Source organism: Pseudarthrobacter sp. NPDC058362 (genome assembly GCF_042723515.1).
Classification (GTDB): Bacteria; Actinomycetota; Actinomycetes; order Actinomycetales; family Micrococcaceae; genus Arthrobacter.
In genome coordinates this window covers 1-21,857 of the sequence record NZ_JBHXIW010000010.1, presented here as the reverse complement: position 1 = coordinate 21,857, position 21,857 = coordinate 1, and the positions used below count along the sequence as shown (strand labels likewise).

Here is a 21,857-nt window from a genome sequence, read left to right as displayed (position 1 = left end):
CTAGGGCGCGCCGCCGCGCGAAATCAGTTCCTTGGCCAGGCGGCGGTAGGCGTCCGCGCCCACATGGTTGCCGGCATAGCTGGTGATGGGCTCCGCAGCCACGGTGGCGTCCGCGAACTTGATGGAGCGCTTGATGACGGTTTCGAACACCTTGTCGCCGAATGCCTCCACGAGCCGGGTGATCACCTCACGGCTGTGCAGGGTGCGGGCGTCGTACATGGTGGCCAGTACGCCATCCACCTGCAGGCCGGGGTTCAGCCGGTCCTGGACTTTGTCGATGGTTTCCACGAGCAGGGCGACTGCACGCAGGGCGAAGAACTCACAGATCAGGGGAATGATGACGCCATGTGCGGCGGTCAGGGCGTTGACGGTCAGCAGGCCAAGGGACGGCTGGCAGTCGATGAGCACGACGTCATAGTCGTCCTCAACTTTCTTGAGTGCCCGGTCCAGGACCTGTTCCCGGGCAACTTCGTTGACCAACTGGACTTCGGCCGCGGAAAGATCGATGTTGGCCGGCAGCAGGTGGACGTTCTCGACGCCGGTCTGGTGGATGGCCTGGCGGATGTCCACCTTGCGGTCCATCAGGACGTTGTAGACAGTGAGGTCCAGTTCGTGGGGATTCACGCCGAGGCCTGCGGACAGCGCACCCTGCGGATCGAAATCGACCAAGAGGACGCGGCGGCCGTATTCCGCCAACGCAGCGGCGAGGTTGATCGTCGAGGTGGTCTTGCCGACGCCGCCCTTCTGGTTGACCATGGCGATGACCCGGGCCGGACCGTGGGAGGACAGCGGCGCGGGTTCCGGGAACTCGCGGTATGGGCGCCCGGTGGGGCCCATCACCGCGTTGTCCAGGTCAAATTCCGTGCCCTCCAGAGTTGCTGAACCCTGTTCGCTGCTCACGTATCTATCCACACTTTCGATGACGGTGATTTCCTGCCGCTGATTGCCAGCGCCGTTCCTTCTTCTTCCCAAGGTTACAGCGACCGACACGGCATTCGAGGGAACTTGACATTCGGTCCCTGTTGAGCCTTGACCCTCTAGCTGAGGTCGAAGGTTGGTTCGTTCCCGACATGCAGCAGCCCCCGCGGCCAAGGCTGCGGGGGCTGCTGCGTTTATCCGGACTGATGTCCGGCGTGGTGCCTAGACGGTTGCGGGAACACGCCGGGCTTCGGTTTCCTCGACGACCGGACCGCCGTGGCCGGCAATCATGGTCTGCTCGTCGAAGGGCAGCTCGCCGGAGAGCACCTGGTTGACCTGACCGCCGTCGATCTCCTTGACCCACGTGCCGATCAGGACGGTGGCGACGGCGTTGCCGGTGAAGTTGGTCAGGGCGCGGGCCTCGGACATGAACCGGTCGATGCCTACGATCATGCCCACGCCGCCCAGCAGCTCGGGCTTGTGGGCCTGGAGGCCAGCGGCGAGCGTGGCAAGGCCGGCACCGGTGACGCCGGCTGCACCCTTGGAGGCGATGATCATGAAGACCAGCAGGGAGATCTGCGCGCCGAGGTCCAGCGGGGTTCCCATGGCGTTGGCAACAAACAGGGAGGCCATGGTCAGGTAGATGGCCGTGCCGTCAAGGTTGAAAGAGTAGCCCGTGGGCACCGTGACGCCCACAACCGGCTTGGAGACACCGAGGTGTTCCATCTTGGCGATGAGGCGGGGCAGGGCAGCTTCGGAGGAGGACGTGGAGAAGATCAGCAGGTACTCCCGGCCCAGGTACTTCATCAGCTTGAAGATGTTGACGCCGGTAACCACCTTGAGCAGGCCTCCGAGGATGACCACGATGAACAGTGCGCAGGTGATGTAGAAGGCTGCCATCAGAGTGAACATGCTGACAATGGCCTGGAAACCGGTAGCTCCCACGACGGCGGCGATGGCACCGAAGGCACCCACGGGGGCAAGCCACATGATCATGATCAGGATGCGGAAGACCAGGACCTGGCCGTGGCCGATCGCCTTGAGGATGGGAGCGCCCTGCGGGCCCATCTTCTGGAGGGCGAACCCTACGAGGATGGCGGCAAAGAGGGTGGGCAGTACGGGGATGTCGCCCGGGATGATGCCAAGGAGGAAGGCGACGGTGCTGTCGACCTCTGCCTTCTTGCTGGGATCGTAGGGGGCGAGCTTCAAGCCCTCACCGGGGTGGATCAGGTTGCCCACCACCAGGCCGATGGCGAGCGCGAACGTCGACATCGCGACGAAGTAGCCCAGCGCCATGCCGCCTACCTTGCCGACCGTGGCAGCCTTCGCGATCGATCCGATGCCCAGGACGATGGTGCAGAAGATGACCGGGGCGATCATCATCTTGATGAGCTTGATGAACCCGTCCCCGAGCGGCTTGAGGGACTTGCCGACCTCCGGGAACATCAGGCCCACCAGGGCGCCGAGGATAACGGCGGCGATGACGGCGATGTACAGGTAATGCGACTTGTCGATGCCCTTGCGCCGCGTCGTCACGGCAGCGGGGGACTCTCCTCGTTGAGAAGCCATGGGTGTCTCTCCTTATGGATAATTTGGTAGACGCTTCGGCGCAGTTTCCGGGCTCGACGTCCTTGGGATGTGACACCCATCATTGGCCATCCCGTGATCCAGCTCACCGTTGCGTTCATATTGGTCGCAGCGGGCATCTTAAAGGAGGCGGGATGATCCACCACTGGAGCATTGCCCGGCGGCTGTTCGTGGCGAACCTGCTGATCGTGGTGGCATTTATCGCGATCGTGGGTTCAGCCGCCTACGTGGACGCCAGGGACCGCGCCTATGAAGAGGCCGGGGCGCGCATGACAGGCATTGCCGCGGCCGTGGCGGCTGCGCCGGTGGTCCTGGAGGCCGCCGCCTCCGCGGATCCCTCGGCCGTCCTGCAGCCCTACGCCGAGGAGGTCATGGCCTCCGCCCCTGCGGACTTCATTACGATCATGGCCCCGGACCGCACCCGCTGGACGCACCCCAGGACTCAGGAAATCGGCCAGCCCTATATCGGTTCCATCGATGCAGCGCTCCGCGGTGAGGTGTTCACCGAGGTCACCGCCGGAACACTCGGCCCCTCGGTCCGGACCATCGTTCCGGTGAAGGACGCGGAAGGGAGCGTGAAAGCTCTGGTGTCCGCCGGCGTCACCGTCCGGACCGTGGACGTGGCCTTCGCCGGCCGGCTGCCAGCGCTGGCTGCGATCGGAGGAGCCCTGCTGGTGGGCGGTTCGCTGGCGTCGTGGCTGCTGGGCCGGTACCTCCGCGGAGTTACGCGCGGCTGGGGCCCGGAGCAGTTGGCCCAGCTGTTCGCCTACTACGAGTCCGTGCTCCATTCAGTCCGCGAAGGGCTGGTGCTGATCGATACGAGGGGCCGCGTGGTGATGTACAACGATCAGGCCGCGCAGCTGCTGGGTCTTGATCCCCGCAGCGGCAGCAACGATCCCCGAAACGCCCCCGCGCTGGCGGACCTTCCGCTGGACGAAGACCTCCGTGCCCTCTTCGAGTCAGGCCGCACCGCGAGGGACGAAATGATGCTGGCCGGTCCCCGCATCCTGGTGGTCAGCCAGGCCCCGGCCAGGGCGCCCTCCTCCCCGGGTTTTCGTGGCCGCGCGCCCGTGTACGGAACTGTGGCCACCCTGCGGGACCGTACTGAGGTGGAGGCGCTCGGCAACGAGCTGGAGACGATGCGCACGCTCTCTGATGCGCTCCGCGCCCAGACCCACGAACACGCCAACCGCCTGCACACGGTGGTCTCGCTGCTGGAGCTGGGACGGACTGCGGAGGCGCTGGACTTTGCGACGAAGGACCTGGAACTGAGCCAGCAGCTGACCGATGACATGGTGCGTTCCGTGGACGAACCCGTCCTGGCGGCACTGGTGATGGGCAAGGCCGCCGAAGCGCATGAACGCGGCGTGCAGCTCGACGTGGCTGCGCTGGGCACCGGAGGCGCCGCCGGCATCGCAGTCCAGGACCTGGTGACGGTGTTGGGGAACCTGCTGGACAACGCCATCGACGCGGCCGCCGAAGGCGCACCGCCTCGGCATGTCATGCTGACAGTAGAGTCTGACGAGGAGGGCCTTGACATCACCGTCCATGATTCGGGCCCCGCCATCGATCCGGCCGCCGCAGAGAACATGTTCCGGCACGGCTACAGCACCAAGACCGGTACCCGTGGCATCGGGCTCGCCCTGGTCCGCCAGTCAGTCGGGCGCCTGGGCGGCACGCTGACGGTCAATGGCCGCCGCGGCGCCAAATTCGAAGTCTTCCTGCCCGCCGCCACACCCCTTGGGAAGGAACAACCGTGAGCACCATCCGTGTCCTCGTCGTTGAGGATGAAGCCGTGGCCGCGGCTGCCCACGCCGCCTACATCCAGCGAATTCCGGGCTTTGAGTTGGCAGGGACCGCGGCCGACGGCCAGTCCGCGCTGCGGCTGCTGGGCGAGCTTGCCGGTTCAGGAGCCCCTGTCGACCTGGTGCTGCTGGACATGAACCTGCCGGACCTGCACGGACTGGACATTGCCCGCAGGATGCGGGCCTCCGGCATCCTCGCGGACATCATTGCCATCACCGCGGTCCGGGAGTTGGCGATTGTCCGGAGTGCGGTGGCCATCGGCGTGGTCCAGTACCTGATCAAGCCTTTCACGTTCGCCACGTTTGCGGACAAGCTGGAGAGCTACCGCAGCTTCCGCCGGCAGCTTTCGGACCGCCAGTCCGGTTCCGGCAGGGCCGGCGCCTCCCAAAGCGAGGTGGACCAGGCCTTCGCGAGCCTGCGGGCGCCCTCTGAACTTCCGCTGCCGAAAGGCCTCTCGGCAGCCACCCTGGGATCGGTCCAGGAGTTTCTCCGGAAACACCGGGACGCCGCCGTATCGGCAACGGAGGTCATGGACGCCCTGGGCATGTCCCGCGTGACAGCCCGGCGCTACCTGGAGTACCTGGCCGACGCCGGAACTGCCCTGCGTACAGCGCGGTACGGCACGCCGGGGCGGCCAGAGAACGAATACCGCTGGAACGGGAAGTGACTCACGGCCGCAGGATCTGGACCAGGTCGAGGATCACTCCGGCGTCATCGGTGGTGGAGGGCACAACGCGGCTAGGCTTTTGTATACAAGGGGGCCGGTAACACCGGACATTTATCCAAACTAATGCAATATCCGCGGGAGTATGTATACACTGAGCGGGTTGTGCAGAGAGGGAAGGAGACCGGGATGCGCGCCAGCGACAGGGCATACGCGGCACTGCGCGATGACATCATCGAATGGCGCCTCGGCCCGGGAACCGTCCTGGCGGAAGTGGAACAGTCCGAACGCCTCGGCGTCTCCCGCACGCCCCTCCGGGAGGCGCTCAGCCGCCTCACCGCGGAAGGATTGACGACGGCGGCAGGCGGCCGTGGCGTCGTCGTCACCGGAATTTCGCTGGAGGACATCGGGGAACTGTTCGAACTCCGCGAAACGCTCGAAGGAAAGGCTGCCGCACTGGCTGCCGAACGCGGCGATCCCGCCACCTTCGAAAAACTCAGGCAGGAGCTGGCCGTTGCCCCGCAGCTGATCGACGGCAGCGAATCCGGCAGGCAGGCCTATTACGCGCTGGTGGCCCGGCTGGATGCTGCCATCGACACCGCAATCTCCAACTCGTATTTGGCGCAGGCCATGCGGAGCCTCCGGGTCCATCTGGTCCGGGTCCGCCGGCTGGCCGCCGACGACGCGGAGCGGCTCACCGCCGCCGCTGCGGAGCACGCCGCGATCGCCGAAGCCATAGCGGCAGGCAACCCGCGGCTGGCCCAGGCGGCGACCACCGTCCACCTGCACCGCAGCCTCTCCCACGTCAAAGCCACCCATACCCCCTAGAAGGAGCACCATGGTCAAGGAACACCACGTCCGCGTGTACAAGAGCGAGGAAAACTTGCCCCGGGAGGAGCAGCTCGCCTACAAGATCGCCCAGGTGGCCACGGACCCGGTGGCAGTCACCGACGAGGTCACCGACATGGTCATCAACCGCATCATCGACAACGCCTCAGTTGCCATCGCCTCGCTGAACCGCGCCCCCATCATCGCCGCCCGCGCCCAGGCACTGACGCACGGCCCCAGCACCGGCGGCAAGGGCGCCAAGGTGTTCGGCATCGACGAGCGGGTATCCCCCGAATGGGCGGCCTGGGCCAACGGCGTGGCCGTGCGTGAACTGGACTACCACGACACCTTCCTGGCCGCGGACTACTCCCACCCGGGCGACAACATTCCGCCGATCCTTGCCGTGGCCCAGCACACGGGTGCCAGCGGCGCGGACCTGGTCCGCGGCATCGCCACCGGCTACGAAATCCAGGTGAACCTGGTCAAGGCCATCTGCCTGCACAAGCACAAGATCGACCACGTGGCCCACCTGGGCCCGTCCGCGGCCGCGGGCATCGGCACCCTGCTGGGCCTGGACGTGGAGACCATCTTCCAGTCCGTTGGTCAGGCTCTCCACACCACCACCGCCACCCGCCAGTCGCGGAAGGGTGAAATCTCCACGTGGAAGGCGCATGCCCCGGCCTTCGCCGGCAAGATGGCCGTCGAGGCCGCCGACCGTTCCATGCGCGGACAGACGTCCCCCGTGCCCATCTACGAAGGCGAGGACGGTGTTATCGCCTGGATGCTGGACGGCCCGGGTGCGTCCTACATGGTGCCGCTGCCCACCCCCGGCGAAGCCAAGCGCGCCATCCTGGACACCTACACCAAGGAGCACTCCGCGGAGTACCAGGCCCAGGCCTGGATCGACCTGGCCCGCAAGCTCAACCGTGAGCACCCCGAGGCCACGGACGCGGCCAACGTGGCATCGGTGCTGATCAAGACCAGCCACCACACCCACTACGTGATCGGCTCCGGCGCAAACGATCCGCAGAAGTACTCCCCCACTGCGTCGCGGGAGACCCTGGACCACTCCATCCCGTACATCTTCACCGTGGCACTGCAGGACGGCTCGTGGCACCACGTTGACTCCTACGCCCCCGAGCGCGCTGCCCGCCCGGACACCGTGGAGCTGTGGCACAAGGTCACTACCGAGGAAGACCCGGAATGGACCCGCCGCTACCACTCGCTGGATATCAGCGAGAAGGCCTTCGGCGGATCCGTGGAGATCACCCTCACCGACGGTACCGTCATCACGGACCAGATCGCCGTCGCCGATGCCCACCCGCTCGGGGCCAGGCCTTTCGCACGGGAACAGTACGTCAACAAGTTCCGCACCCTCGCCGCCGGACTCGTGGAGGAAGCCGAAATCGAAAGGTTCCTCGCCGCCGTCGAACGCCTCCCGGAGCTGGCCGCCGGTGAACTGGACCAGCTGAACATCGCTGCCGCCTCCGGCGTCATCGACCTGGACGCGGCACCGAAGGGCCTGTTCTAGATGCTGTACTCCAAAGTGACGCCGGAGCAGAAGCGCGTCCGGTTCCGCGAACTCCTCGCCGCCGGCACCACCGCACGTTTCCCCGGGGCGTTCAATCCGCTCTCGGCCCGCCTGATCGAGGAAAAGGGCTTTGAGGGCGTCTACATTTCCGGCGCTGTGCTGGCCAACGACCTGGGCCTGCCGGACATCGGCCTGACCACCCTCACCGAGGTAGCCACCCGTGCCGGACAGATTGCCCGGATGACTGACCTGCCCTCGATCGTGGACGCAGACACCGGTTTTGGTGAACCGATGAACGTGGCCCGGACCGTGCAGGAAATCGAGAACGCCGGCCTGGCCGGGCTGCACATCGAGGACCAGTTCAACCCGAAGCGCTGCGGCCACCTCGACGGGAAGAACGTGGTGGACCTGGACACAGCCACCAAGCGGATCCGGGCCGCGGCAGACGCCCGCCGCGACCCGAACTTCCTGATCATGGCCCGCACCGACATCCGCGCCGTGGACGGCCTCGCGGCCGCACAGGACCGGGCCCGGGCCCTGGTGGATGCCGGGGCGGACGCGATCTTCCCCGAAGCCATGGCCACCCTGGACGAATTCCGGGCCATCCGGGACGCCGTGGACGTGCCGATCCTGGCCAACATGACCGAGTTCGGAAAGAGCGAACTCTTTACCGTGGACCAGCTCCAGGGTGTGGGCGTGAACATGGTCATCTACCCGGTGACGCTTCTCCGTAGTGCCATGGGCGCCGCGGAGCGTACGCTGGAAGCGATCAGGGCTGACGGCACCCAGCAGGCGCAGGTCGGGAACATGCTCACGCGTGCGCGGCTGTATGACCTCGTGGACTACGAGGCCTACAACCGCTTCGATACCGGGATCTTCAACTTCCAGGTACCCGGTAACTGAACCCGCAAACCCCGGCCCGGCACCGTCCGGGCCACCAGGCGACAGGAACAAAGGAGTTTCAGCATGGCTGAACAGGACATCAAGAAGGGCCTCGCCGGCGTCGTGGTGGATTACACCTCCGTGTCGAAGGTTAATCCCGAGACCAATTCCCTCCTCTACCGGGGTTACCCGGTACAGGAGCTGGCAGCCCGCTGCAGCTTCGAGGAGGTTGCGTACCTGCTGTGGAACGGCGAACTGCCCACCGCCGAGCAGCTCGCAGAATTCACCGCCCGGGAGCGCGCCGGCCGCGCCCTGGATCCTGTGGTCAAGCAGGTCATCGATGCGCTGCCCACCACGTCCCACCCCATGGATGTGTGCCGTACGGCCGCGTCCGTGATGGGCGCCCGGCACCCTCTGGCAGAGGACTCCTCACGCGAGGCAAACATGGCCAAGGCTGTGGACCTCTTTGCCGCCATGCCCGCCGTGGTGGCGTACGACCAGCGCCGCCGGCACGGGCAGGAAGCCGTGGAGCCCCGGGAGGACCTGGGCTACTCGGCGAACTTCCTGTGGATGGCCTTCGGCGAGGAGCAGGTGCCCGAGGTGGTGGAGGCGTTCAACGTCTCGATGATCCTCTATGCCGAGCACTCCTTCAACGCCTCCACATTTACCGCCCGGGTTATCACCTCGACGTTGTCCGATCTGCACTCGGCCGTGACCGGTGCCATCGGAGCGCTCAAGGGTCCGCTGCACGGCGGCGCCAACGAGGCCGTGATGCACACTTTCGACGAGATCGGCATCCGCCAGGAGGAATCCTTGGAGGAAGCGGCCGCCCGGGCCAAGGCGTGGATGGAGGACGCCCTCGCGCAGAAGAAGAAGGTCATGGGCTTCGGGCACCGCGTCTACAAGCACGGCGACTCGCGGGTTCCCACCATGAAGGCCGCGCTGGACAAGATGATCGCCCACTACGGCCGCCCGGAACTGCTGGGGCTATACAACGGTCTGGAGCAGGCCATGGACGAGGCCAAGGCCATCAAGCCCAACCTCGACTACCCGGCCGGACCCACGTACCACCTGATGGGATTCGACACCCCCACATTCACGCCGTTGTTCGTGGCCAGCCGGATCACGGGCTGGACGGCCCACATCATGGAGCAGCTGGAGTCCAACTCGCTCATCCGCCCGTTGAGCGAATACAACGGAGCGGAAGAACGCCACGTGCCGTAGCACCGGCTTCGGGTTAGCCTTCGACGGCGGACCGGCCACCTTGGGTGGCCGGTCCGCCGCACTTGTCTACAGGTCCAGATCGAGGGATACCATCATGCGCTTGAGCCGGGCGTATTCACCGGTCGCCACGTAGGCCTTCGCTTCGGCAACCGAGGCGAACACCATACCCTCGCCCCCCAGATTCACTTGGAACTGCGAGGCGAAGGACAGCGTCCCAACCGGCGAGGACACTGTGTTGTAGTACATGCATGCCGCCGAAGCCTGCTGGTCCGGCTGGGAGAGGCCTACGGAGCCGTTCACCCCAAGGCCGCTTCCCGTTCCGTTCAGTACCCGATAGCTGAACTCCGGCGCTGCCGCGCCCTCGGCGGCACGGTAGGGAACGGTTACCGGCGCCGAATCAAGGGTGAGCAGGGGAACCGCTTCCGGCCCGCAGGCACCGCCGAGACCGCCCGGCTGCGCGTGAATCATCGAGGCAACTTTCGCCCCCTGTTCGTTCTGTACGTCGAGACGGACGGACGGCGCAGCGCCGTCCACGCTGTGCTCGATGACCGCCCAGCCGGGGGGCAGGTCGAAGGCGACGCCGGCGGACTGGTTCGAGTACCGTTCCCAGCCGGCCGGCGTGGGTGTCGGCGCGGCACTGGTACTGGCAATGGCGGAAGCAGACTGGGTTGCCACGGGCTCGCTGGCTGGTGCGGGGGCGGCAATGGGTTCAAGGCTGGTGGCGACCAGGATGCCAGCCGCCACGGCGGCGGCAGCCAGGGTCACGGCGGCGAGCACGCGGGCGCGGGCCCTTCTCCGCTCCGCGAGGGTGGGAATGTCCGCGGACAGCCGGTCGGCGAAAATATCGGGACGCGAAAGCATTGCGCTGAGGGCATGTTCGGGATCCGGGGTGGCGGGGCCATGCCCCAGCGGGTCGGCTCCGGCGACGAGGTTCCTGATGGGGTCCATGGCTAGGCACCGACTTTCTGGTCGAAGTGGCCGCAAAGAGTCGGGACGAGTTTGCGGAATGCTTCCCTTGCCCGATGCAGCCTCACTTTTGCAGTCGGTTGCGTGCATTTCAGGACCTGGGCGATCTCCGAGATGGTGAGCTCATCCCAGTAGGCCAACTGCAGGATGTCGCGATCCTTTTCACGCAGCGCCGCCATGGCATCTTCCACGACTGTGATGTCGCTGTCGCCCTCCCCTGCCGGGGAGGTGACAGGCGTGAGGCTGAGCCTTTCATGCAGCGCCCGGTGCCGGTCACGTGCCCGGTACGCGTTACCGATAAGGTTGCGGGTAACGGTCAGGAGCCAGGAAACTTCGGTGGGTCCCGCGCCGTCCCACTCGCGCTCGGAAAGCACGGTCCCCCCTGACTTCGTGTGGCCCACCTGCATGTAACCGTATAGTTTCCGGCAAGGCCCGGACGGTTACAGTTCCTGGGGCGGTCGTTTTCAGCGGGACGTGTAGTCCAGGACTTCCCGCACGCTTTCGTTGTCGTCGTCCATGACCACGGTCAGCCGGAGGACGGTTCCGTCCAGGGCCAGCGGGAGCCAGTGGGCCGCATCCTGCCACATACGCTCGACGGGCAGTGCGGCTGTTCCGAACCACTCGGGGAGGATTTCGGCGGTTTCGACCGGTTCACCGGACCACTGCGCAGCGACGAACAGCCGAGTGCTCATATTCCACTCAGGCCGGGCCGGAAAATCGAAGACCACCAGTCCGGCGTCGCGGAGGTCTTCCTGCCGGACCAGCACCCCCGACTCCTCGTAGACCTCTCGGCAGGCGGCCTCCGCGTCCGTCTCGCCGGGCTCCACATGCCCTCCCAGGCCAACGATCTTGCCCCGCCCAAAACCCGTCTTCTTCAGACCGAGCAGGACTTCCCGGCCAGCGCGCCCGTCCCGGACCAGGAAGCAGAGGGTGACGGCGGCGCTCATCCGAGGGCCCGCGGGTGCGCAGCCGCGTAGACCTCACGGAGCGTATCCGCGGTAACCAGCGTGTACACCTGGGTGGTGGTGACGGATGCGTGGCCCAGCAGTTCCTGGACCACGCGGACATCGGCGCCGCCTTCCAGGAGATGAGTGGCGAATGAGTGCCGCAGGGTGTGCGGCGAAACGTCCCGGGTGATGTTGGCCTTCTCCGCGGCCGCCTTCAGGATGGTCCACGCGCTCTGCCGGCTGATCCGGCCGCCGCGGGCATTCAGGAAGAGCGCGGGAGTGCCTTTGCCCTTGGCGGCGAGCAGCGGCCGGCCCCGGACCAGGTACGCGTCAAGGGCCCGGGCCCCGTAGGAACCCAGCGGGACCAGCCGCTCCTTGGAGCCCTTGCCGAACAGGCGCACAATGGCGGGGCCAGCATCCGATGAATCCTTCTCCGGCAGGGAAATGTCGTCCACGTCCAGGCCCACCGCCTCGCTGATCCGGGCACCGGTGGAGTATAGGAATTCAAGCAGCGCGCGGTCCCTTAGGCCTGTGGCCGTGTCGGTTCCGGCCGCCTCCAGGATCCGGGTGACCTCGTTGACGCTGATCGCCTTGGGCAGCCGTTTGCCGGCCATGGGCGGGTGCACTTCACTGGCGGGGTCCGCCGGGGTGTGTCCTTCGAGCGCCCAAAATTTATGCAGGCCGCGGACCGCGACCACCGTCCTGGCCGCGGACCGCACGCCCAGGACGGAGCCGCCGTCGGACCCGTCGGAAAGGGCCTGGACGTAGCCGGTGACATGCCGGCGGGTGATGTCCGCGGGTCGGGAGCAGCCTGCAGCGGCGAGGTAGCGGGCGTAGCGGGCCAGGTCGCGGCGGTAGGCCGCCAGCGTGTTCGCGGCGAGGCCGCGTTCGACGCCCATGTGCTGAAGGTAATCGGTGATGGCCCGCTCGATGGCGTTGGGTGGTGCCGCGGCGCGGACTTCTGCGGCTTCAGCCGAGGGGGCCATCAGCGCTGGCTGGGGTGTTCGGGCCAGGGGGCGTCCGCGGGGCGGAGCCCGGCGTAGCCGTCGGCACGGGCCGCGGCGGCCGCAAGAATTCCGACGACGGCACTCGGGTTGTGCAGGCGGCCCGCCAGGACGCCGGCGAGGGCATCGTCCAGGCTGATCCAGTGGAATTCGATCTCCGCTTCTTCATCCGTGCGATCGTGGCGCTCGTGGTGCGGAATCTCCGTCAGGTCGCGGGCCAGGTAGATCCGGATGGCCTCACTGGACGAGCCCGGCGAGTTGAAGAAGTCGACCAGGACGTTCCAGGTGCCTGCGGCGAGGTCCGCTTCCTCGGCGAGTTCCCGGGCCGCGCCGGTTACGAAATCCTCGCCCTCGACGTCCAGCAAGCCTGCCGGGATCTCCCACAGGTCCATTCCTACCGGGTGCCGGTACTGCTTCAGCAGCAGGATCTCCCCGGACTGGTTCATGGGCAGGACAGCCACAGCGCCAGGGTGGTCGATGTAGTCGCGGGTCAAGGCGTGGCCGGAGTCCTGCAGCTGGAAGGTGTCGCTGACGACATCCCAGATCCGGCCGTCGTAAACCTTCTCGGTAGACAAAAGACGGCGCGTGCTCGGTGCATCCGAAACGTGGCCTGCAGCAGGATTGGTTTCAGGTGTACCGGGCATCGCGCCGTCCTTCTTCTGTTGTGCGTTACTTAGCCGCTACGCTACCCGATGCCTTGGCTCCGGACGCGCCGGCGGCCGCCGTGGCGGTGCCGTTCTGGTGGTCCAGGGCGGCCTTGACCAGGCCGGCGAAGAGCGGGTGCGGCCGGGTGGGCCGGGAGCTCAGTTCGGGGTGGGCCTGGGTGGCCACGTAGTACGGGTGGACGTCGGCGGGCAACTCAACGAACTCCACGAGCTTGCCGTCCGGCGACGTGCCGGAGAAGACCAGGCCCTGGGCTGCGATCTGGTCGCGGTACTTGTTGTTGACCTCATAGCGGTGGCGGTGGCGTTCGCTCACCGTGGTCTTGCCGTAGGTTTCGGCGATGACGGAGCCTTCATCCAGTTTGGCTTCGTAAAGGCCCAGGCGCATGGTGCCGCCCAGGTCTCCGCCGCCTTCGACGAATTCCAGCTGCTCTTCCATCGTGGCGATTACGGGGTACTTGGAGTCCGGCTCGAATTCGCTGGAGGAAGCACCTTCCAGGCCAACCACGTTGCGGGCGTATTCGATGACCATGCACTGCAGGCCAAGGCACAGGCCCAGGACCGGAAGCTTGGTTTCGCGGGCGAATTTGAGGGCGCCCAGCTTGCCTTCGAGGCCGCGGATGCCGAAGCCGCCGGGCACGCAGATGGCGTCCACGCCGTCCAGGGCCTTGATGGCGCCTTCGCGGGTCTCGCATTCGTCGGAGGGCACCCAGCGGATCTTGACCTTGGCCTCGTTGGCAAAACCACCGGCGCGCAGCGCTTCGGTGACCGAAAGGTAGGCATCGGGCAGGTCGATGTACTTGCCCACCAGCGCGATTTCCACGTGGTGCTTGGGGTTGTGCACTGCTTCCAGCAGCCGGTCCCAGCTGGTCCAGTCCACGTCCTTGAACGGGAGGTCCAGGGCCCGCACGATGTAAGAATCCAGGCCCTGGGTGTGCAGGGTCTTGGGGATGTCGTAGATGCTGGGCGCGTCCGCGGCGTTGACCACGGCGTCGATGTCTACATCGCACATGCGGCCGATCTTTTCGCGCATGGCGTCGGGTACCTCACGGTCCGAACGGATGACGATGGCCTCGGGCTGGATGCCGATGGAGCGCAGCGCGGCCACGGAGTGCTGCGTGGGCTTGGTCTTCAGCTCCTGGGACGGTCCGATGTAGGGCACCAGTGAAACGTGGAGGAAGAACACGTTGGTCCGGCCGATGTCCTGGCGCACCTGGCGGGCGGACTCAAGAAACGGCTGGGACTCGATGTCGCCCACGGTGCCGCCGATTTCGGTGATGATGACGTCCGGGGCGTTCTTGCCCTCGGCGGGCAGGCGCATGCGGCGCTTGATCTCATCGGTAATGTGCGGAATGACCTGGACAGTGTCCCCGAGGTACTCGCCGCGGCGTTCCTTGGCGATCACGGTGGAGTACACCTGGCCGGTGGTCACGTTGGCCGAGCCTTCGAGGTTCTCGTCCAGGAAGCGTTCGTAGTGTCCGATGTCCAGGTCAGTCTCGGCGCCATCGTCGGTGACGAAGACTTCGCCGTGCTGGAAGGGGTTCATCGTGCCGGGATCCACGTTGAGGTAGGGATCGAGCTTCTGCATAGTTACAGACAGGCCACGCGCCCGCAGGAGGTGGCCGAGGCTCGAAGCCGTCAGCCCCTTACCGAGCGAGGACGCCACACCACCGGTTACGAAGATGTGCTTGGTCGTCTTGGACGAGCCCGGGAACCGGGAATTTACACGGGAATTTGATCGCTGCACCACGGAATTCGAGCCTATCATCAAATGAGCCTTCCACGGACGGGGACACTGTTCCCCCAAACGTCCAAGTCTGCAGGCCCGGCGTGCGTTGGGCAAGGGCCGCCCGCCCAGCGGGCTCGCCGATCCGGATACCGGCGGACCCACGTTCGGGCCGGTCAGGCGCGCTGTGGCAGGAGTTTTGCGTCGTCCAGCAGTTCCTGCGCGTGTGCCCGCGCCGACTCCGAGTCCTCCTGGCCGGCGAGCATGCGGGCCAGTTCCCGGACCCGTTCGGGCCCGTCGAGGAGGCGCACATCACTGGAGGTGAACCCGCTGGAGGTGCCGCCGTCGGCCCCCCGGACAGATGTCTTGGTGACGGTGATGTGCTGGTCCGCGAACGCCGCCACCTGGGGAAGGTGGGTGACCACCAGCACCTGCACGTGGCGCGCCAGCATGGCCAGTCTCCGGCCGATTTCGACGGCGGCCCGGCCGCCTACGCCCGCATCGACCTCATCGAAGACAAAAGTGGGCACAGGGTCCACGGCTGCCAGCACCACTTCGATGGCCAGCATCACGCGGGAAAGTTCACCGCCGGACGCCCCCTTGCCCAGCGGCCTGGCGGGGGCCCCGGCATGCGGCTGCAGCAGGAATCCGATGTCGTCCGCGCCATGCGGGCCCAGCTGGCCCGTCGGTTCGAGGTTGATCACGAGCGTGGCATCCGCCATGGCCAAGGCGGTCAGCTCGGCGCTGACCCGGGAGGAGAGGTCCTTCGCGGCTTTCGTCCGGATTTTGCTGATGGCCGCCGCCTGCTTTTTCAGCTCGGCTTCCGCCCGGACCACTTCCGCATCCAGGGCCTCGATCCGGCTGGAATCATCCTGCAGTTCGTCGAACCGGGCACGGCTGGTCTCCGCCCATTCCAGCACTTCATCAATGCTCGGCGCGTATTTCCGGACCAGCTTGGCCAGCGCGGCACGCCGGTCCTCGATCTCGGCCAGCCGCTCCGGGCCTTCGGTGTCAAGCCCGGCCTGGTAGCTGGCCAGCTCGGTGGCGATGTCGTTGAGCAGGAAGCCCACCTCGGCGAGGCGCGCGGCAGCGGCACCGAGTTCGGCGTCGTGCTCCGCTACGTGCTCCAGGGTGCGCTTGGCAGCGTCGATGAGGGTGGTGGCGTCCTCCGCCTCGCCGAAATCCTCGGCGATGAGGGCCTGATGGGCGGTGCTCGCCGCGATCCGGAGCTCCTCCACGTTGGCCAGCTTCACGGCTTCGGCCTTCAGGAGTTCGTCCTCGCCGGGCTGCGGATCAACCTCGTCGATTTCGGCCAAGGCCGCCTGAAGGGACTCTGCCTCACGAAGGCGGTCCCGGGCTTCGCTGCGCAACGTGTCCAGTTCCGCCTGGTTTGCCTTCCAGGAGGCGTACAGCTCCTGGTAGGCAGCCAGGTGCCCGGCCAGCGCGTCCCCGGCGAACTTGTCCAGGGCACCCCGCTGGGCCACCGCCCCCTTGAGGCGGATCTGGTCCGACTGGCCGTGAACCACCACCAGCGATTCGCCCACCTCCGCCAGGGCGCCCACCGGCGCGGCGCGGCCGCCCAGGAAAGCCCGGCTGCGTCCGTCGGCACCGAGGCGACGGGCGAGGATCAGCTCCGCGGCGCCGTCGTACTCCTCCGCCTCGGCTCCCGCCTCCAGGGCGCGTACGACGGCGGGGTGGCCCGCCTCGAGCTTTACGACCGCCTCGGCACTGGCGCTCTTGGCTCCGCTGCGCACGGCGCCGGCGTCTGCACGGGCCCCGAGCAGGAGTCCGACGGCGGTAACCACCATGGTCTTGCCGGCACCCGTTTCGCCGGTTACCACGCTGAGCCCGGGTCCCAGCGGAAGGGTTGCGTCGGTGATGACGCCCAGGTCGCGGATTCTCAGTTCTTCAAGCATTGGTTCACTTCGCGGTTGACGGGTCGGTGTCTGCGTCCGGGTGGGTGGCCTGCAGCGGGGGCATGGGGCGCGGGGTCCGGACCACAGGGATGGGGCCGGTGGTAATGGCCTCGGCCTTAGGCACTGGCCCGCGCCAGCCGTGGATGGGGAGTTCGAATTTGCGCACCAGCCGGGCCGAGAAGGGCGTCTGGTGCGTGCGTGCCAGCCGTACGGGTGTGGCGGATTTGGTGACTTCCACCCGGGAGCCCGGCGGCAGGTCCACCGACCGGCGCCCGTCGCACCAGAGCACGCCCTGCGCATCGGTGCGGCCCAGGACTTCCACGGCCAGCTTTGACCGTGGTGAGACCACCAGGGGCTTGGCGAAAAGGGCATGCGCGCTTATCGGGACGATCACCAGGGCCTCGACCTCGGGCCACACCACCGGGCCGCCGGCGGAGAAGGCGTAGGCCGTGGAACCGGTCGGCGTGGCCAGTACGATGCCGTCCGAGCCGAAGGAGGTCAGCGGACGCTCGTCCACCTCGGTGACCACCTCGATCATCCGTTCCCGGTTGGCCTTCTCGATGGCTGCCTCGTTCAGCGCCCAGGTGTGCCAGATCTTTTGGCCGCGCACCCACACCTGGACGTCGATGGTCATTCGTTCTTCCACCGTGTACTCGCGGCTGGCAATCCATTCGACCGTCTGGGCAAGGTCAGCCCGCTCGCTTTCGGCCAGGAACCCCACGTGGCCAAGGTTCACGCCCAGGAGCGGGACGTCCACCTCGCGGACCAGTTCCGCTGCGCGCAGGATGGTGCCGTCACCTCCGAGCACCATGACCAGCTCCACGTCGGGAAGCCGGACGTGGTCATGCAGGATCTCCACCGGCTGCGCGAGGTGTCCAAAAAACCGCTCCATGTCCTGGAGCTCCGACTCCTGCATCACGGGCACGATTCCGGAGGCATGCAGGAGGGCACACGCCTCCCAGGCAGCCTTCAGCGATTCCTCGCGGCCGGTGTGGGCAAGGACCAGTACACGCCTGCTCATTCGGTTCCGCTCTCTAGTGGTTCGGCCAGATTCGTCCAAGCAGAGCAGACACAGCTGCCTCCCGCTCTTCGATCTTAGGCAGGTCCCGGCTCATCCTGCGTCTTATCCACAGGAAGTATTCAACGTTTCCGTCCTGGCCGGGAAGCGGACTGGCCGCCAGTCCGCACAGGTCCAGTCCGGCATCGAACGCCGCCCCGGCCACCTTTTCAACGGCCAGCCGGCGCTCCCGCTCCGACGTCACTACGCCCGTACGGCCCAGCCGGTCCTTGCCGATTTCGAACTGGGGCTTGACCATCAGGACCAGGTCACCGCCGGGCAGGGTGCAGTCGGCCAGTGGCTGGACCACGAGCGTCAGCGAAATGAAGGAGAGGTCGGCCACGGTAAGTTCCGCCGGGCCCCCGATGTCCCCGGACGTCATGTAGCGGACGTTCAGGCCCTCGTGGACTTCCACGCGGGGATCTTCCCGCAGCCGGGCCACCAACTGGCCGTGTCCGACGTCGACCGCCACCACGTGCGCGGCGCCCCGCCTCAGGAGGACGTCGGTGAAACCTCCGGTGGACGCGCCGGCGTCGAGGCAGCGCTTGCCTTCGGCAGAGACCCCGGGGAAGGCGTCAAGGGCGCCGGCCAGTTTATGTCCTGCGCGGCTGGCGTACGTGTCCTGATCGTCGTGCTGAACGGAAAGGTCCCTGGCCTCATCAACCTGCAGGGAGGCCTTGGCCAGGATCTGTCCGGCCGAGCTGACCCTGCCTTCGGCGATCAGCGCTGCAGCGTGGGTCCGTGACCGGGCCAGGCCCCGGGCCACCAGTGCCTGGTCGAGCCGGAGCGGCATCAGGCGCCGCCGTCCGCGACGGTGCCGGCCGGGCCGGTTGAATCGGCTGGGTCGGCAGGGTCCGCGTTGAGGGCTGCCAGAAGGTCGTCGTGAAGCTCGTTATACGCTGCTTCCTGGTCCGCCACCGGCAGATGCGGCACTGCCTCCAGTCGCTTGATGGCTTCGGCCACCACCTGGTCTGTCACTCCTGCTCCGGCCGAAAGCCCGGCGCGCTCCGCTGCGGGCCACTCCCGGGACGGCTGGGCTGCTGCGGAATCTTCAGGTTCGGTCAGCTCAGTCATCCAACCAGTCTAATGATCAAGCCACGCCAGCTTGGGCGCGTGTGGCGCAGTGGCGTCCGGCGTCGCTGCCCACCAGGCAGCGCAGGCAGCGCGCCAGGCATTCAGGTCATCCTGCCGGCCGATGATGCCGACGGCGCCGTTGGCGACCCTGGCCGTTGCATCACCGCAGGAATAGGTGCCGTCCTCATGCGTCACCTCGGGGTACGGCCGGTACAGGTCAGGCAGGTTTTCGATGATGTACGCCGGGCGTTCAGCCGCCCGGGCCGCGAGGATACTCTCACGGGTGTCGACGCCGGTCAGGACCGCTACGGTGGCAAAGCCCGCATTGTTACCGCCCAGGATGTCCGTGTCCAGCCTGTCCCCCACCACCAGCGGGCGTTCTGCCCCGAGGCGTTTAGCGGCAGCGTGGAACAGCGGGGCTTCCGGCTTACCGGCAACCCTGGGCTGCTGCCCCGTCGCGGCGGCGACCGCAGCCACCAGTGTTCCGTTGCCGGGGGCAATCCCGCGGGCCTGCGGGATGGACATGTCCGTGTTGGTGGCAACCCAGAGGGCACCGGCGGAGACCACATAGGCTGCCTCGGCCAGGTCCTTCCAACCGAGCTCAGGGTTGAAGCCCTGGACGACGGCCACCGGCTGTTCATCCTGGCTGTGGACCGGCAAAAGTCCCACCAGTTCTATTTCGCGCGCCAGCGCTGCGCTGCCGGTGATGAGGACGCGGGCGCCGGGCGCCAGCAGCGATGCCAGCAGCTCCGCAGCAGCCTGGGAGGAACTGACCACCTGCTGGTCCTCCGCCGGGGCGCCCAACTCACGCAGATGTGCCGCCACCTGCGCCGGAGAGCGCGAGGCGTTGTTGGTCACGTAGCCCAGGCCGATGCCCAGTCCTGACAGTTGCTGCAGGGACTCCACAGCACCCGCGATGGCGTGCGGGCCGGCGTAAACGACGCCGTCCAGGTCCGCGAGCAGGGCGTCGAAGCGGGCAATCAGGGGGACGTCCGCCATCTTTCAGTCCTCGTTGCGGTCAGCGTTGGAGGCGTCGTCCTGGTCTTCGTCCTCTTCCGCCGAATCCTGGTCCGACTCCGCGTCATCGGAGACGAAGAAGTCGGCTTCGGCGTCGTCGATGTTGTCGTCCTGGACGTCGGCCGGTGAAGCGGCACTGGAAGCTTCGGCAATTACCGAAGTGCCGGCGTCGTCCGTTGCTTCTGCGTCAGCGGGGGCCGCAGCCTGGGTGTCCGCCGTCTTGTTGGCACCTGCCAGCAGCCGGCGACGTTCCGCTTCCTCCCGTGCTTCCTCTTCCTCGTCCCAACCGAGGTCGATGATGTCGGGTTCCTCGTCGATGCCTTGGCCCAGCGCGTTTTCGGCGACGACGGCCTGCTTCTTCCACTTGTCGGCCTCAGTTTCGCGGCCCACAGCGGCGAGGGCGTCACCGTAGGCACGGAAGAGGCGGGGGCTGTAGGAGAAGGCCCGGTTGATGTCGAGCTGCGGTATTTCCAGCTCGGCGACCGCTGCGTCCAGCTGTCCCAGGTCGGTGCGGGCACCGGCTGCCACGATGGCGAGCTCGACCTTGCCGGGCGCGTCCAGGTCCTGGGCTTCCTCCGAGCGTGCCACGTCCAGCGCACGGTCGGGCCGGCCCAGGCCGCGTTCGCAGTCCGCCATCACCGGGACGTGGACGTTGGAGCCGCTGATCCGCCGGTAGGTGCGGAACTCCCGCAACGCCTCACCGTAGTGCCCGGCAGCGTAGGCAGTGAGGCCCACGGCTTCGCGGACGGCTGCGAGCCTGCCGCCACGGCGGCTTGCGGCCAGTGCGTGCTGGAAGGCCAGTTCAGGCTCTTCATCGATCAGGCGGCCGGCCATCACCAGGTGGCGGGCAACCCATTCGGCACTCTTCGCCTCGAGTGTCTTGATCTGGTGCTGCGTGGCGCGGTCCAGTTCCTTGCCGGTGACGTCCTCATCGATTTCCGGCGAACGCTCGCGGTCCGGCCGGTTGGCGCTGCGGAGGTCACGCACGTTGGGGACCCGTGCGGGGCGGTCCTCCTGGCGGCCGTAACCGCGGGGGCCCGAGTCACGGGTGTTGTCTCGGGAGTAGCGGTTGTCCCGGCCGTCACCGTCGCGTGCGGGGCCGCGGCTGAAACCACGGTCCGGGCCCCTGTCAGCTGAACGATCGGCGGAACGGTCGAAGTTGCGGGGTCCGCGGTCCTGCCGGTCGCCGAAAGGCTTCCGGTTCTCCCCTGCACCGAAGGTCCGGCGGTCGCCGTCTTCGCGGCGCGGACGGTCACCGAACGGCTTACGGTCACGGTCACCGCCGCCGCCGCCAAAGCTACGACGCTCACCCTCATCCCGACGGGGCCGGTCACCAAACGGCTTACGGTCACCCGCACCGAAGCTACGACGCTCCCCTTCATCGCGGCGCGGACGGTCACCAAACGGCTTACGGTCACGATCACCGCCGCCGCCGCCGCCGCCAAAGCTACGACGCTCACCCTCATCCCGACGGGGCCGGTCACCGAACGGCTTACGGTCACGGTCACCGAAGGGCTTGCCGCCACGCTCGGGCCGGCCCGCGGAGTCGGATCCGTCGCGGGTGTTGCGTGCGCGGAAACCACGCGGCTCTCCGCCGGAGTTGTTGTTGTCGCGGAAGGGCCCGCGGTCATTCCTGCGGTTGCCGCCGTTGTGCTCAGCCATGTGGATTCCTCCTGTTGAGAGCCGACTACTGGCGCAACTGCAGCCGCTCGTATCCGTGTTTCGTTTTCCTACGCAACCCGAAATCAAGCGCTTCGAAGTCCGTACATCTCCATCAATTCTAGGGGAGCACGCCCTCGGCGGCTTACGAACCGAACGCCAGGGACCGCATCGTGGCCATCTTCACATGGCTGGGACTGCCCTGAAGGGCAACAGATGTGCGGGAGGGTTGCCCGGCTGGGCGCGGAATGTGCGGGAGGCTTATTTGATTCGTTGCGGGATGTGAGAGAGGGTGTGGGTTTAAATGTGGGAGGCCCCAACCGTGTGGTTGGGGCCTCGACCAGGTGTGTGTCCGGCGGTGACCTACTCTCCCACACCCTCCCGGGTGC

Annotated in this window: 20 protein-coding genes; 6 read left to right on the top strand and 14 right to left on the bottom strand. The window is 66.9% G+C overall.

Going from position 1 to position 21,857, the window contains the following annotated elements; translation table 11 throughout:
* Positions 1–900, bottom strand: a complete 900-nt coding sequence (locus ACFWIX_RS15375) for a ParA family protein (protein WP_377217003.1) — start codon at positions 898–900, stop codon at positions 1–3.
* Between the two features lie 240 nt (positions 901–1,140).
* The gene (locus ACFWIX_RS15370) at positions 1,141–2,487 is read right to left on the bottom strand and encodes a cation:dicarboxylate symporter family transporter (RefSeq protein ID WP_377217002.1); all 1,347 of its coding nucleotides are present in this window, start codon (positions 2,485–2,487) and stop codon (positions 1,141–1,143) included.
* Between the two features lie 152 nt (positions 2,488–2,639).
* Between ACFWIX_RS15370 and ACFWIX_RS15365 the strand changes: the two genes are divergently transcribed.
* The 6 genes from ACFWIX_RS15365 (at position 2,640) to ACFWIX_RS15340 (ending at position 9,440) form a co-directional block, all read left to right on the top strand.
* Positions 2,640–4,265 (top strand): ATP-binding protein, encoded by a 1,626-nt coding sequence (locus tag ACFWIX_RS15365; RefSeq protein WP_377217001.1) that lies wholly within the window; start codon positions 2,640–2,642, stop codon positions 4,263–4,265.
* Positions 4,262–4,978, top strand: coding sequence for a response regulator (locus tag ACFWIX_RS15360; RefSeq protein WP_377217000.1), 717 nt, complete (start codon positions 4,262–4,264; stop codon positions 4,976–4,978). The genes ACFWIX_RS15365 and ACFWIX_RS15360 overlap by 4 nt, the downstream gene beginning before the upstream one ends.
* A 186-nt stretch (positions 4,979–5,164) precedes the next feature.
* The gene (locus ACFWIX_RS15355) at positions 5,165–5,803 is read left to right on the top strand and encodes a GntR family transcriptional regulator (protein ID WP_377216999.1); all 639 of its coding nucleotides are present in this window, start codon (positions 5,165–5,167) and stop codon (positions 5,801–5,803) included.
* A 10-nt stretch (positions 5,804–5,813) separates the two neighbouring features.
* Positions 5,814–7,334, top strand: coding sequence for an MmgE/PrpD family protein (locus ACFWIX_RS15350; RefSeq protein ID WP_377216998.1), 1,521 nt, complete (start codon positions 5,814–5,816; stop codon positions 7,332–7,334).
* On the top strand, positions 7,335–8,237 hold the full coding sequence (prpB, locus tag ACFWIX_RS15345; RefSeq protein ID WP_377216997.1) for a methylisocitrate lyase: 903 nt from the start codon (positions 7,335–7,337) through the stop codon (positions 8,235–8,237).
* Positions 8,238–8,300: 63 nt separating this feature from the next.
* Positions 8,301–9,440, top strand: a complete 1,140-nt coding sequence (locus ACFWIX_RS15340) for a bifunctional 2-methylcitrate synthase/citrate synthase (RefSeq protein ID WP_377216996.1) — start codon at positions 8,301–8,303, stop codon at positions 9,438–9,440.
* Between the two features lie 66 nt (positions 9,441–9,506).
* On the opposite strand, the gene ACFWIX_RS15335 is transcribed toward ACFWIX_RS15340, so the two are convergent.
* From ACFWIX_RS15335 to ACFWIX_RS15280, 12 genes are all read right to left on the bottom strand, one after another.
* On the bottom strand, positions 9,507–10,388 hold the full coding sequence (locus tag ACFWIX_RS15335; protein ID WP_377216995.1) for a hypothetical protein: 882 nt from the start codon (positions 10,386–10,388) through the stop codon (positions 9,507–9,509).
* Positions 10,389–10,390: 2 nt separating this feature from the next.
* A complete protein-coding gene (locus ACFWIX_RS15330) occupies positions 10,391–10,780 on the bottom strand; it encodes an RNA polymerase sigma factor (RefSeq protein ID WP_377216994.1) in 390 nt (129 codons plus the stop codon).
* Between the two features lie 90 nt (positions 10,781–10,870).
* Positions 10,871–11,353, bottom strand: coding sequence for an 8-oxo-dGTP diphosphatase (locus ACFWIX_RS15325; RefSeq protein ID WP_377216993.1), 483 nt, complete (start codon positions 11,351–11,353; stop codon positions 10,871–10,873).
* On the bottom strand, positions 11,350–12,339 hold the full coding sequence (gene xerD, locus ACFWIX_RS15320; RefSeq protein ID WP_377216992.1) for a site-specific tyrosine recombinase XerD: 990 nt from the start codon (positions 12,337–12,339) through the stop codon (positions 11,350–11,352). Before xerD ends, ACFWIX_RS15325 begins: the two co-directional genes overlap by 4 nt.
* The gene (locus ACFWIX_RS15315) at positions 12,339–13,001 is read right to left on the bottom strand and encodes an NUDIX domain-containing protein (RefSeq protein WP_377216991.1); all 663 of its coding nucleotides are present in this window, start codon (positions 12,999–13,001) and stop codon (positions 12,339–12,341) included. The genes xerD and ACFWIX_RS15315 overlap by 1 nt, the downstream gene beginning before the upstream one ends.
* Before the next feature lie 25 nt (positions 13,002–13,026).
* Positions 13,027–14,787 carry a CTP synthase gene (locus tag ACFWIX_RS15310; RefSeq protein WP_377216990.1) on the bottom strand — a complete coding sequence of 587 codons (1,761 nt, stop codon included), beginning with the start codon at positions 14,785–14,787 and terminating at the stop codon, positions 13,027–13,029.
* A gap of 134 nt (positions 14,788–14,921) precedes the next feature.
* A complete protein-coding gene (recN, locus tag ACFWIX_RS15305) occupies positions 14,922–16,661 on the bottom strand; it encodes a DNA repair protein RecN (protein ID WP_377216989.1) in 1,740 nt (579 codons plus the stop codon).
* Between the two features lie 4 nt (positions 16,662–16,665).
* A complete protein-coding gene (locus ACFWIX_RS15300; protein ID WP_377216988.1) occupies positions 16,666–17,682 on the bottom strand; it encodes an NAD kinase in 1,017 nt (338 codons plus the stop codon).
* Positions 17,683–17,695: 13 nt separating this feature from the next.
* A complete protein-coding gene (locus tag ACFWIX_RS15295) occupies positions 17,696–18,511 on the bottom strand; it encodes a TlyA family RNA methyltransferase (RefSeq protein WP_377216987.1) in 816 nt (271 codons plus the stop codon).
* Complete coding sequence (locus tag ACFWIX_RS15290; RefSeq protein WP_377216986.1) at positions 18,511–18,792, bottom strand: hypothetical protein; 282 nt, start codon at positions 18,790–18,792, stop codon at positions 18,511–18,513. The genes ACFWIX_RS15295 and ACFWIX_RS15290 overlap by 1 nt, the downstream gene beginning before the upstream one ends.
* A 9-nt stretch (positions 18,793–18,801) precedes the next feature.
* Positions 18,802–19,791: an HAD-IIA family hydrolase gene (locus ACFWIX_RS15285; protein WP_377216985.1), complete on the bottom strand. Its 990-nt coding sequence runs from the start codon at positions 19,789–19,791 to the stop codon at positions 18,802–18,804.
* A 3-nt stretch (positions 19,792–19,794) separates the two neighbouring features.
* Positions 19,795–21,471, bottom strand: coding sequence for a hypothetical protein (locus ACFWIX_RS15280; protein ID WP_377216984.1), 1,677 nt, complete (start codon positions 21,469–21,471; stop codon positions 19,795–19,797).
* Between the last annotated feature and the right edge of the window lie 386 nt (positions 21,472–21,857).